This window comes from Chloroflexota bacterium (assembly GCA_026706485.1).
In the GTDB taxonomy this organism is placed as follows: domain Bacteria; phylum Chloroflexota; class UBA11872; order UBA11872; family UBA11872; genus JAJECS01.
On record JAPOYR010000010.1, the window covers coordinates 392277 to 404956 of the forward strand.

Below are 12680 nucleotides of genomic sequence, written 5' to 3' on the forward strand. Positions count from 1 at the left end.
ATTCATATCGCGTTCACGCATCGTGCGTCCGCCCTCCATAGGGAGGCTGATCTTCCCGAACGACCATCGGCTGGGTCAATGCGTCGACCGCCAGCCGATAGTGTTGCACTTTTCGGACCTCGTGACAGGGGCGCTGGGCCGGATCCTTGATGGCCTCCTGCAGTTTCGGTTCGGCCGCGCAGTTGGTGACGACAAACAGCCAGTAGTTGAGATCGCTCTCCAAGCCTTCACAGCCCAGTCGCAGCACATCCAGCGGTATTGCGCCTACGCACGCAAGCCGGTCCACTACCACCGGCTTCTCCACCGGGAGCTCGGCCCGCACCAACGACCGGCCCACCGTTACGTATTCGGGATCCACGGAGTTATCATAGTCAGCGAAGCTTGCGATGAACTGAAGCATCACACCCCGCAACCCCGCATCAGTTCTGACGGCCTTGCCTCACCCTGCCAGACCCAAGCGCAGCCCAACCACAGAGCGAAACGCCTCTTCCTTGAACTGCTCTGGGCACTGAGAATCGCCAGTGTCGGGCAGGACCGGAGACACGAGCATAGCGCACGACGAGCCGAAAGGTCGCCGTGCCCACCAGAGAGTTAACATGCAGGGGTGTCCACACCGAATCGCCATCTCTGGAGCCGCATGCCGTCAAGCTCCAGCGATTGCGAAGACCAATTCAGCGAGGCGTTTGCGGTCTTTCGGGATCTCAGTAGCGCCTAGCCCGAACACATCTACGCTCCGTTCCGAGGAGGGGTCCTCAGCGGAGTCTTATCCGACATGCGTCGCATCAGGCGACAAAGTAAACTGAACCATTAACGATTTCATGCCTTGCTCTGCTCTAATTCCTGTTCTGTCTCCGCATATTCTCCACGGATTCGTTGAAGTCCGGAACATCTCGCTCCTGAGACCACTCGTCCCAAAAGTCTATCGTAGCGCTCAATGGCTTCTCGCTAGGCGGATGAATTCGAATCCGACTCGGCAAGAGAACAGAATCACCAACCACAAGAGCTTCTCCGATATCAAGAATCGGAAGCGTGTCCATGAGACCTTCGAGACTCTCTGGCATCAAACGACGCACTGTTGATTGATCGTCACTATTAGTAAGTCGCAGAGACATAACGTTATGGCACTGACTCAATATTGTCGCACTCACGTCAGACGGTCGCTGGCTCACCACTAACAGTGCCACCCCATATTTCCGGCCTTCCTTGGCAATTTTCTCAAAATTCTCAATTGCACGTTGCTCCACGGGATTCGCACCTTCCTTATGCGACAGATAAACGTGAGCTTCGTCGCATACCAGTGCCATAGGCTTGCGATTCTTTCGATCCGTCCAAAACTGGACCTGGTAAATAACTCGGGCAACGAGCCCGACAATAACAGGCAATATCTCAGCTGGTACTTCCGAAAAGTCAATGACTTTGATCTGGGATTCATCGGCCGAGTAGTCGACGAGCTGTTTGACGATATCTGCCATCGCGAAATACTCGTGTGACGCAGACGGTGCTTGAAAGAGGAATCCATATCGCTTGTCAGTAAGCCTACTATTCAGACGCAGAAGCAAACGGCTAAACTGACCATGAAACGGACCGTTCTTTTCTCCCCTGGAACCTGGTATGCGCTCCTCATTTAGTCGCTTTAGCTCTTGCACTACATCGTCTATCGCAAAAGGGATGGGGCTGTCCAATGTGAAAGCACTCAAGACTTCCACATTATTCAGTTCCTCCAAGCCCTTCTTTTTCTCAGCTACCACCGCGTCCTGAAACACCATCACCTGGTTGTGCGCGCTAAACTCACTTCTGTCTATGAACATTGCCTGAAGCTCTTCGGCATTCAGCAACCAGTAGGGCAGGAAGAGAAGTGACTCGCTGGACTGCCCTAGTTCCTCGGGACCCGGAACGCGAAGATGACGGGCGTAAGAGAGCTCTCCATATTCCCCGTGAAGATCGAACACGATCAAGTTGGCCGACGGAAGGCGTGAGGCTTGCTCCAATATTGCTGCGACTGACCACGATTTCCCGGATCCAGTGCTACCAAGTAGTGACGCATGACGTTGAAAGAATCGATTGCCATCCAAATATGCCGCAGCATTCTCGTCTATCGTATACCTACCAACTTCAAGCGAGTGAGCTCCCTTAGTCTCCGCCGACAGAAGGGCCATAAACGCTTGCAGAGGAGCATCCCTCAGCACAAGGCACTTGCCATCAATCTCCGGCACTTGGATTAGCGAACGCGAGAATTGAGACTCATTTTCAAGACTTTGCGAGACAGTGCCCACGAGGGTAATTCGAACAGAGTTAAGAACTCGCTCCCGCTGGACCGTCAAGTTCGCTATCTCCGGATCTTCGTCGAGCTCCGAATCCGTAAGGTCTTCAAGAACAGGCGTCTTTACCACGCGATCGATTACACCAATCAGCCATTCATCGATCGGTCCCGGCAACTCAATTGCCACCAACTGGCCGACCCGTGCTTTCCGGAGATCTTCGTCACTGTCTACCTGAACGTCAACCCGTCGCGTGTCCACAGCGCGAATGCTACCGAGTTCGTGCGACGCATCGAACGCAAAAATCGCCATATCAGTCCCCAATCAGTTCCACTGTGAACTTCGAAATATCCCACAGTTGCTTCCCTGGCAACCTAAGCCAATCGGCGTACTGCCTATTGAAAATACGCGTCCCACATGCGTCCTCCTCCGGAATCTTGCAGACAAGCCAAAGGTTGTCTGCCCGATCGAGTAGCGATTCAATCCGCACGTTTGAGTCTCTAGTCACAATAAGCCCCTTGCACGAATGGTCAATGAGCTTGCGATTGATGTATGATTCAAGATGATTGTCGTTGAAGCCATAGCCGAGAAATAAGAACCGAGACGCTTTGTCGATTGCCGCGTCAGCAGAAGCCAATAGTTCGCGTCTATGAATCTGCAATTCTCGAAACTTCGAAAGCCCTGGAGTAATCATCACGCGGCTCGCAAAACCGGGCGCATTCCACATCCACGAATTGTTCTCGACTAGCACATTATTATGAAAGAATAGATTAAGCGAGCCATGAACCTTATATACGCGGATGTGTTTGCGGTATTTCGTAACGGTGCGCATCCGGCTGCCCTGCATCACATTGCGTTTATACTGCATAGACTGCGCCGCCATTGCCCAATCAAGATCGCGCTGAATTCCACCACAGAATCCGGTTGTATATGGTATAGAGTGATAATCGCAGCTGTGCTCAAATAGCGTGTCATAGTTCGGTGTTAAGACATGCAGCGTGCTATCTGATGGTGGAAGCGTGTCCACTATGCGCTTGAAGAACCCCGCCGCTGGCCACTCGATGTCACCCTTAGACAACCTTAAAGAAAATTGACGATCGATTTTCGAAATGAACTCAGCCGTCGCATGTGTGATGGCAGCCACTAGTTCGGAGTCCGCGACGTTGTCGAGTGCAGCCTCGAGATCGTGTCCGCTCTTGAGGGATTTCAAGGCTTCGTTCCACTGCATAGCTTGCCTGGAATTGCAGCCATCAACGGTGACTGAGTTCGTGAGTTCCTCCGTGAGCGCCGGCATTCCGAAGCGCGGGTCAAGTGCACACGACATACCACTCCCCAGAAAGACAAATGGCTTGTCGCGAAAGAAATCGCGCAAAGCCGTCTTCGCAATATCCTCGGTAAGGGACGGTCTTCCTGCTTTGTCGCTACTTGTCATTCAGGGTCTGATATTGCCGTTCAGATTCGTTGAGCACCACGGGCTGCGTGAGGGCATCCACTTGCAGCCAATAGTGTTGCACTTTGCGGACTTCGTGCCACGGGCGCTGGGCCGGATCCTTGACCGGCTCCTGCAATTGAGGGTCTCCCGCGCAATTGGTGACGACGTACAGCCAGTAGCAGTCGCGGCGGTCCTCGGCGACACGGCGCTCATTGGGTGTGAGCAAGATGGTCCCGGACGCGGCAGCCAGTCCCTTCACCTCGATGAGCCGCAGCTCGCCGGACTTCGTGTCGAGGCTCGTCACGTCGTAGCCGAGGTTCTTGGTGTGCACGTCCTCCACCAGCCGTCCTTCGGACTTCTCGTGTTCCATAACCACCCGCATGGCCGTCATCTCTGTCTCCGGATTGGGCCGCAGTCGCCTAACCTCCGGGTGCTCAATCTCTGGATGGGGTAGCACGAGCACGCTGGCCAGCCGCTCGACGCCCTGCAGTGTCAGCGCGCGCTGCCGGGTGAGCTCGCGCCGTCGACGGTCGCGGCGTGTCAGCACTTCGTCGTAGCGAGCTTCGGCCTGGGCCTTGCGGCCCTCGGCGCCCGGAATCTGCTGCTCCACCTCCTCGACGGCGCGGCCGATCTCCTGGTCGGTGCGCTGCAGCACCTCGGTCAAGGCCAACTCGACATGCTCGGCGATGCGATCGACCTCGGCCAGCCGCTCTTCGCGCTCTCTGTCGATGAACGGCGCGAGAGCATGCTCATGCAGCCAGGTGCTTGGTTCTGGCAAAGACGCCACGGCAGGCAGATCGTCGGGCGGGACGGCGGGCGTCAGATTTCCGAGGATCTCCGGCTCCCGCAGGCGGGGCGTGTCGCCGTCGGCCAATTCCACTGTGAATAGCCGTTCGTGGATGACGTTACTTAGGCCGTCCACAACTCTCGCGCGGTAGATATCGAGCCGAGCCGGCATCTCGTGATCCAGCGAATGGAAGCAGGCGCCTTTGGCGAAAGCCTCTCGTCCCGCCTCGAGACCATGCCGCCGCAAGGCTTCGAAGAGTGAATGTCCGGGCGTGACCCATTCCAGGCTGCCAGCCTCCGCCGTCTCGCGGTCGGTGGATAGACGCGGATAGCGGGACGCAATGTCGGCCAGTTTCCAGTCCGGAGCGCGGTCGTAGGCCTTGAGCACTGAGGACGTGCGGCCAGGATCGAACGAATGGGGCATGTGGCGCACCGGCGTGAGCGTGAGCGCAGCGTTTTCCGCGCAGGCCGCCATGAAACGGGCGATGGTCTCGGGCACCATGCGGCGCTCCTGGGCGCGGGCGCGGCGTTCGACGAGCATGTCGAGGTTCAGCCGCTTGGCTGCCAGGCCCTCCAGCGCCGTCTGGCAGATATCGCGGAAGCGCACTTCATCCACGTCCCTCAGCAGCCGCTCCTCTAGATCGGCGTCGCCCAACCTGCCCGCGTAGTAGTCCCGGAACACGCGCTCTACGTGGGCCGCGGGCAGCACCTCGCCAACCACGTTGAACACGGCGTCGTCATCCAGGGCGTTGCGGATTTCCTGCAGCTTGTCCAGCAGCCGCTGCAGCACGCGCCCCTCGATCGTATTGGTAGCGACGAAGTTGAAGATTAGGCAGTCGAGCCGTTGGCCATACCGGTGGATGCGCCCCATGCGCTGTTCCAGGCGATTGGGATTCCAGGGGATGTCGTAGTTGAAGAGGAAGTTGCAGCACTGCAGGTTGATGCCCTCACCCGCCGCCTCCGTGGCCACCAGGACCTGAATCTTGCCGTCGCGGAACTGCTGCTCGGCGTGGAGACGTGTGCCAGGCTCGTCGCGCGAGCCCGGCGACATGCTGCCGTGGATGGTGCCGGTCCGGAGCCCCCAATTCTCGAGCTTCTCCACCAAGTAGCTCAGTGTGTCTCGAAACTCGGTGAAAATCAGAAGGCGCTGGTCAGGGTTGTCGAAGAACCCCTCCTCCCGCAGGATTTCCTCGAGGCGCCGCAGCTTGGCCTCGGTCTGCAACTTCTCCACGGACCTTGCCCGGATTGCCAATTCGTGGAGCTCAGAGATTTCCCGGCGAACCTCATCGGCATTTCCAGCCAGCGTGACGGCTTCCAGCAGCCGCTCCAGGCGTTCGCGCTCGGAGTCTTCGAGTTCGTCTAAGTCTTCCAAGTCAGGAAGATCGGGTGGCGCTGTCCGCGCCAGGTCCTCGGCCTGTACGAGTCCGTCCTCCAGCCGCTTGGCCCGATTCTCGAGCGAGAGGCGCATGGCGTAGGTGCTAGAGGCAAGCCGGCGCTGGTACAGCGACATGAGGAAGCCGACGGCACGCGCCCGCCGGTCGTCTCCCCGCGATGCCGCGCGGAGGCTCTGGCGCTTCACAAAGCGAGTGACCTGGTCGTACAGCTCGTACTCGTCACCGTCAATGGCAAAGCCGGCCGTGTGCGTGAAGCGCTTGGTGAATACGGGTGCAGCGGCCCAGCTGCCGTCCGGTTGCTGTTCCGGGAAATAGACCATCGCTTCCTTAGTTCGGCGCAGGTAGAAGGGCGCGCGCTGCTGTTCCATCGCTTCGCGGATCGACTTCACGTCGGCGTAGACATCTTGGTCGAGTAGCTGGAGGAAGAGAGTGAAGTTTTGCGGGTCACCCTTGTGCGGCGTGGCAGTCAGCAGAAGCACGTGATCGGCACTGTCGCGCAGCAATTCCCCCAGCCGGTACCGCTGGCTCTTGTGCGTCTCATCCCTGGCCGACATGCGGTGAGCCTCGTCCACGATCACCAGATCCCAGCGCACCTGCCGCAGCCCGGGCAGGATGTCGGCGCGCTTGGCCAGATCGAGCGACGTGATGACGCGCGGCTGCTCCAACCACTGGTTGACGCCGAACTGATCGCGGATGTTTGAGCCCTTGAGCACCAGGAACTGCTCGTCGAACTTTTCCCTGAGCTCGCGCTGCCACTGAAACGTCAAATTGGCAGGACAGACGACGAGGACGCGTTCGACAAGTCCTCGGAGCTTGAGCTCGCGGACCAGCAGGCCGGCCATGATGGTCTTGCCGGCGCCTGCGTCATCGGCGAGCAAGAAGCGCACACTGGGAAGCTTGAGGAGATGGTCGTACACGGCTTCAAGCTGGTGCGGCAACGGGTCGACGCGCGAGATTGACAGCCCGAAGTAGGGATCAAACTCGTAGGCGATGCCGAGCGCGTAGGCCTGGAGTCCGAGGCGAAGCAGCTCTCCGTCACCGTCGTATGACAGCGTGGGCTCGCTGATCGTGAGTTGAGCAATGTCACTCGTGGTGAGCGTGGCGCGGCGGAACTGTTCCGATTGCTGACCGACGAGTCCAAGGGTCCACGCGCCTGGACCCGCCGCTCGTACAGTCTCGACCAGCATTGGCTCATCGAACAACGGTCCGATCAGCCGCTGGCCTTCTCTTGGCGGTTCAGGTTCGCTCACGCAGCCGGTTTTCTTGCGGTGGTTGGCCGAGCGCGCTCACGGCTCGTCTCGTCGCCAGTGCTTGAACGCTCGGTGCAATCTTCAAAGAGCGATACTACCGTACGATTCCCGAACAGCGCGGCTGCTCACGGTGCCGGTTACAGCCATATGCTCGACTGCTTTCTGCAGTTGGAGTCCGTCGCTGCCAAGACGACCACGGAATCCTGGATTGCTGCCACCGGGTGGCGTACCCATCATGGGACTGACATGACCGGACAACCCGGCCTTTCGCCTGCGAGCTCGGCGAAATTAGGGCGGTCTCACTGAGTGGATCGCTGGCTGGGCTCTATCGAATCGCTGTTCGCCTAAGGCGACATTTCTCGGAACTGCGGGCCCTTGCACGCCGCCGTTAGCGACGAGCTCAGGCGCCTCACCAAGCGCACCGGGATCGCGGAGGTGCGCCTTCGCCGTTCATTCCTCGTCGAATGGCTTCTGACCCGGCTGTCAGCGGACGTTCCGGACCGCTGGGTCCGTTTTGACGACCGGCGACTGGAGCACCGCTACGACGGCGTGGCTTCCACCCACGGCGATTCTGAAGAGGTCGCCGAGCACGCTCGCGCAGCCGTGGACGCCGCATTGCGTCGAGCCACAGAGCATCAGGGACTTGAGCCGGTGCAGTTGGCGGTCCGTCACAGCGACCGTCGGCCAGAGATTACCCAGGGCCCCGTTCTGTCTTACCGCATCGAAGCCTCTGACCGCGACGGGGAGATCGGAGACGCCGACCTGCTCATAGGGTTCGCCTACCCGGCCGAGGACGAGATTGAGTGGATCACCGGCCTCGACGTGCTGGCGGCCGTGGACGGGCCGCCGCCGTTGCTCCCGACGCGCAGTCGGCTGGCACAGACCGCGGACCGCTTTGGGGCCTACATTGGCCTCACGAGCCGCTTTCCCGGCTGCCAGGACCTGCTAACCATCGCGCGGTTCTCGCCGCACCTGACCTGCACGGCGCATGAGGTGCGTCGGGCGCTGGCGCGCATGTGGTCGTGGGATGCCTCGCCGACCTGGCCGCTGGCAGTGCCAGCGCCACCGCTATGGTGGGCCGACGAATATCGACTCAGCGCGGTCGAACTCGGTCTACCGCCAACTCTGGCTGTCGGTCACGCGTGGGCCGCGGCCCTGCTGGATCCCATCCTCAGCAGCACGGTTCCGCCGGGGGCGCAGTGGGATCCCACGGAGGCCCGGTGGGCTCGAGATTTCCCGGTAGGCACCGCGAGTGCCCATCGGACGTGAGATCGCCTCAGCGTGGCGCTGCAGGCGCCGACGGGCCGTCGACGCACCACGCGTGCTTGGCGTCGCGCGGTCCGTAGGCCGGCCGCCAGATGGCCCCGAAGGGATCGGCCACCAGCTCCGCCTCCGAAGTCGCCGCCACGTAAATCCCGTCACGCAGGCGCTCGTAGGGCAACTGATCGAACTGGTCGATGACATCCGCCGCCAGTTCCGCGATCGCCGCCGCCCGCGCCGCCGACATACTCACCACGCGCAGGGCTGGGAACATCGGGTAGACGGACGGCCAAGTCCTGGAGAGCCAGAAGCGGGCGTAGCGGAGGACCTTGGCCGCATAACGCTTGAGCGGCTGGGTCCCGCGGTCGACTTCCAGGAAGGCCCAGTGCTCACGATCATGGACCTGCAGCATGACAATGGCGTCGGGATGCACGCTCCGCTGGAGCTTCGCTCCCCTTGGCAGGTACCGCACGCGACTGAAGGGGTCTGAGGTCCACTGGCGGACGTGGGTTCCGGGACTCTGTCTGGAGGCTTGCCAAACGGCCACGAGACAACGATTGGCAGCGAGCTGGTGACGCACAAAGACAGATCGAGCGGTGGGAGCATCGGGATCTACGGGGATGTCCACGATCGGAATGTCGGCAGCCTGGGAGAGCACCTGAGCGCCTGCAGGGGCGAGTGCATAGATGTAACTGGAACGACCACCACCAAGACCACCACGAGTGAGTTCAAAGCGGTGAACGTAGCCTTTGCGATGGAGCTTGGTGCAACAGGCCTGACAGGCGCGCCGGCTGGAGGTGGTGAAGACGAGGGCGGCAATCTGCTCCACGGAGAGATAGCGGTGAAGACGAAGCACCCGCAGGACTTGAAGTTGCCGGGCGAAGGGGTGCTGGGCGGGCATCGGGCAGCAGAGGTTATTCCAAGGATTCGGAGCTCTGAAGGAGAAACGGATCCGGGAATAACGTTGGGCCATGCGTACCCCCGGAATCTGGGGTGCCGAGGCGTCCAGGGACAGGCCGGCCCTTCAAGAGAGGGCCGCCGATGGGCCGAGATTCGCGAGGCGACGGTGGTTGGCGCGAAACGCACCGCATGGCGCAACGGTTGGCGCAGGCGTTGACGTAGCCGACGATCGGTCTACAGACGAGCTGCCGGGTGGCATTCGCCGGCGCATCGACACTCCCCTAGCCCACCGAGTCCTGACCAGGACCGATCGCGGACAGGGGTACACGGACAGTGCGCTCGCTAGGTTGCTCTATCTAGGTCACGGTCATCGTCGGCGGATCAAAAAAAGACGCATAGCCAGGATTCCGTATTGCCTACGGCCGGTCATTTGGCCTTGCTCTGCGGTGCGAGGACCGTGCTCCACCAGACAGCTCGCGCCTCGACAACCGCCTTGCGCGCCCCTGGAACTGCCATCTGCGAACAGGAGCCGTCCCGTGCGAAGCCACAGCGAGAAACACCGCAGGCACCGCAAAGACTCACCATTTGAGCCCTTGCCACCCCGGCAGTGTCCCGATTCAGATGCGTGCCGCGGCCCAACTGACCACCGCTTCCGCAATGCCCAATGCCTCGGCGTACTCGGGCTCAGACACCGGGGCGGCGATGCCGGGATAGCGGGCTGTCGTGGCGTACGGGTTGAGCCTCTCAGCCTGACGAATCACTTCCGGGACAGCCTCGCCAGCGTCTTCAAGCAAGGTCAGCAGCAGGCCCAAGTCGTGCACGTACGGGAACTCAATGCCACGAGCAAGCAACACAGCCTTGACGGCTTTCTCGGCCGCCTGCTGAGCGTCAAAGCATAGATCCTCGAGGTAGATGCCCAGGCTGTGGTTACGAGCCTTCGACAGATTGCTTCGAGCCCGGTTCAGCCATTCGCGCGGGTCATCGGGCGGGTACCGCTCAGGCGGCTTCATAGACCACGGTCCCCTCCCGAAGGGCAGGCTTGATTACCAGCGCATGGCTGTTCTTGTAGCGTTCGATGTGCCTCGGCGCGACGACAATCGCGTCAACGGCGACTCGCACTCCCCGCAGCTCTCGGTGGATCCGCGCCGACAGACCACGCGCGTCGTCTTCGTCCTTGATGACCAGCAAGTCGATGTCGCTGTTCGGCCCCATCTCGCCGCGTGCGGCGGACCCGAAGAGAATGATCTTCTCGGGCTGGGCCACGTCGACAACCCGACGAACGATGTCATCCAGGATTTCGTGGTCGAGTGTCTGGTTCGTCATGAGTAGCTTGCTCCGGCTGAGTCAGCCAAGAGCTTCCCTGCCATCATACGGCTGTCTGAGCTCTCGAATTGTCAGATTCCGAATGGGGAGCCCACAGCTCGAGTCGGTCCACTTCCGAAGCGGCCTGGCTCTCGTCGAGCCGTGCGCCGAAACTTCATCACGCTTGGTACATGTCAACGGCGCTCGCAGCGGCAAGAGAGCTAGGTCGCTGGCGCTGCCTTGGCTGGATCCCGTTCGATGAGCGCCCGCAGTGCGATCGCCACGGTCAGGCTAACCACGGGTCGATAGGCTCGCGACAGATGCGGGCGGCTCATACCCATCGCCCGGGCGATTGCGGCAATCGGCTCTCCGCGTGCGTAGCGGTCCAGGAATTCCCGCTTCCGCGGCGGCAGGGCGGGCAGCGACGCATCGACGGCCTGGCAGAGAAGTTCCTGGAGGGCCAGGACCTCGCCGTGCGGATTCAGGGGGTGTTGCCGACGCGCGTGCGCGCCGACGCCGGCAAGTCTGGCCAGCGGCGATTGGCGCAAGCGCACAGGATCGTCCAGGTGCCTCAGGCATTCGTCGACCAACCGTGCCCATTGGGCAAGGGAGCGACGGCCTGGGGATGCGGACGCGCGCCCGACCGTGGTGGAGGCCGTCATGCCTCAAGGGTCACCACGGCTGCCGGCCTCCGCTAGCCAGGAATCCGTAGGACTGCCAGTGATCGAGTCGCACGGCGGGGAGAGAGCCGATCTATCGGCGCCGACCGGTCACGCCACTACTTCGAGCAGTTGTCCGTTCTCGGTTCGCACCACGATGGAGCCGCTCTCCGCCGCCACGATGCGGGCACGTCCACGCTTCCCGCGTCGGCGCGGCAGCCGCCGGAACGACTTGAAGTCCGGCAGGCGATCCACCGGCGAATGCTCCTGGTGGCGGGCCACGACGTCCGAGGTAGCCAGATGCAGGTAGTGGTTGACCATGGCTAGGGTGGAGTGGCCGAGGATGCGCTGCAGGGTCAGCACGTCGCCGCCAGCGCGCAGGTAGGTGACCCCAAACGTGTGGCGAAACCGATGGGGATAGAGCGGGGTAACGCCCGCCCGCTCGCCGATTTGAGCAACGATGCGCGCCAGACCCTCTCGCGCCAGGGGACGCCCCCGATAACTTAGGAATAGGGGCGCGCGGGGTCCGGCATCGAATTCGCCGGTCTTGCGGAAGACGTGCACATAGCGCCTCACGACCTCCCGACTGCGCCGCCCGAGAGCAACCACGCGATCTTTGGCGCCCTTGCCGCTCAGCACGCGGATCTCGCCCGTGGCCAGGTTGAGATCGTCCAGCCGGAGGTTGCACAACTCGGAGGCCCGCAGGCCGGTGTCGAGCAGCATGCTGACCAACGCCAGGTTGCGCAGTCCCGTGGACGTGCGTGGATCGAGACTTTCGATGATGCGACGGTGCTCGTCCTCGGTGAGCGGCTGCACCTCTTTCTTGGGCAGGCGCCCCGGCCGAAACTTGGCGAGCGGGTTGGCCGGCAGGTCGGTGTAGTCGGCGAGCCAGCCGGCGAAGGTGCGCAGGGTGCGGCAGTAGCCGTGGACCGTGTGGGGCGCCAGGCGGCGCGAGCGCGCCCCGCGGCGCCTCCCGCGATCGTTGACCTGTTCCGTGCGCAGGTAGCGCTGCCAGGCCAACGCCAGCTCCAGGGTCAGCTCGCTGCTGCGCGCGCACTCCTGGCGTCCGGCAAAGGCGACGAACTGCTCGAGGACGATCCGATAGAGGGCGACCGTGGAGGCCGCAAAGCCCTCCGCCTCGCAACGGTCCAGATACACCGCGACGGCGTCGGTCAGATCGAGCTCGATCGGAGGGGGCATAGTCGGCATGATGCGGCCTTTCCGCCGGCGCCGGATCCGGTTTCGTGCGCCGGTTGTGCGGCGGATCGACGGGCGCCGTGCGGTGGCCGTGCGATGGGTGTTGGCTTCGCCCGATCAGGCTAGTGGCCCGATTCATGTCTTTCAGGCTAGTAGCCTCGGGCCCCTTGGCTGCGAAGCTAGTGGCCTGGCGCCGTCCCCGCCGGTCCCTCCATCTGGCCTGATTAACAGGTTGGGACCGG

10 protein-coding genes are annotated in these 12680 nt (G+C 61.6%); 1 reads left to right on the plus strand and 9 read right to left on the minus strand.

Annotation, left to right across the window (positions count from 1 at the left end):
* Positions 1-13: 13 nt before the first annotated feature.
* The 4 genes from OXG79_09375 to OXG79_09390 form a co-directional block, all read right to left on the minus strand.
* Entirely contained in the window at positions 14-358 is a 345-nt protein-coding gene (locus tag OXG79_09375) for a hypothetical protein (GenBank protein ID MCY3783982.1), read from the minus strand.
* Positions 359-833: 475 nt separating this feature from the next.
* Positions 834-2570: an ATP-binding protein gene (locus OXG79_09380; GenBank protein ID MCY3783983.1), complete on the minus strand. Its 1737-nt coding sequence runs from the start codon at positions 2568-2570 to the stop codon at positions 834-836.
* 1 nt (position 2571) lies between these two features.
* Complete coding sequence (locus tag OXG79_09385) at positions 2572-3690, minus strand: SIR2 family protein (protein ID MCY3783984.1); 1119 nt, start codon at positions 3688-3690, stop codon at positions 2572-2574.
* Positions 3680-7120, minus strand: coding sequence for a helicase-related protein (locus tag OXG79_09390; protein MCY3783985.1), 3441 nt, complete (start codon positions 7118-7120; stop codon positions 3680-3682). Before OXG79_09390 ends, OXG79_09385 begins: the two co-directional genes overlap by 11 nt.
* A gap of 375 nt (positions 7121-7495) precedes the next feature.
* On the opposite strand from OXG79_09390, the gene OXG79_09395 reads away from it, so the two are divergent.
* Positions 7496-8389: a hypothetical protein gene (locus tag OXG79_09395; protein MCY3783986.1), complete on the plus strand. Its 894-nt coding sequence runs from the start codon at positions 7496-7498 to the stop codon at positions 8387-8389.
* 7 nt (positions 8390-8396) lie between these two features.
* On the opposite strand, the gene OXG79_09400 is transcribed toward OXG79_09395, so the two are convergent.
* The 5 genes from OXG79_09400 to OXG79_09420 form a co-directional block, all read right to left on the minus strand.
* On the minus strand, positions 8397-9281 hold the full coding sequence (locus tag OXG79_09400) for a replication-relaxation family protein (GenBank protein MCY3783987.1): 885 nt from the start codon (positions 9279-9281) through the stop codon (positions 8397-8399).
* A 616-nt stretch (positions 9282-9897) separates the two neighbouring features.
* Positions 9898-10290 carry a HEPN domain-containing protein gene (locus tag OXG79_09405; protein MCY3783988.1) on the minus strand — a complete coding sequence of 131 codons (393 nt, stop codon included), beginning with the start codon at positions 10288-10290 and terminating at the stop codon, positions 9898-9900.
* On the minus strand, positions 10277-10603 hold the full coding sequence (locus OXG79_09410) for a nucleotidyltransferase domain-containing protein (GenBank protein ID MCY3783989.1): 327 nt from the start codon (positions 10601-10603) through the stop codon (positions 10277-10279). Before OXG79_09410 ends, OXG79_09405 begins: the two co-directional genes overlap by 14 nt.
* Before the next feature lie 200 nt (positions 10604-10803).
* Complete coding sequence (locus OXG79_09415; protein ID MCY3783990.1) at positions 10804-11136, minus strand: hypothetical protein; 333 nt, start codon at positions 11134-11136, stop codon at positions 10804-10806.
* Between the two features lie 216 nt (positions 11137-11352).
* Positions 11353-12450 carry a tyrosine-type recombinase/integrase gene (locus OXG79_09420; GenBank protein ID MCY3783991.1) on the minus strand — a complete coding sequence of 366 codons (1098 nt, stop codon included), beginning with the start codon at positions 12448-12450 and terminating at the stop codon, positions 11353-11355.
* Between the last annotated feature and the right edge of the window lie 230 nt (positions 12451-12680).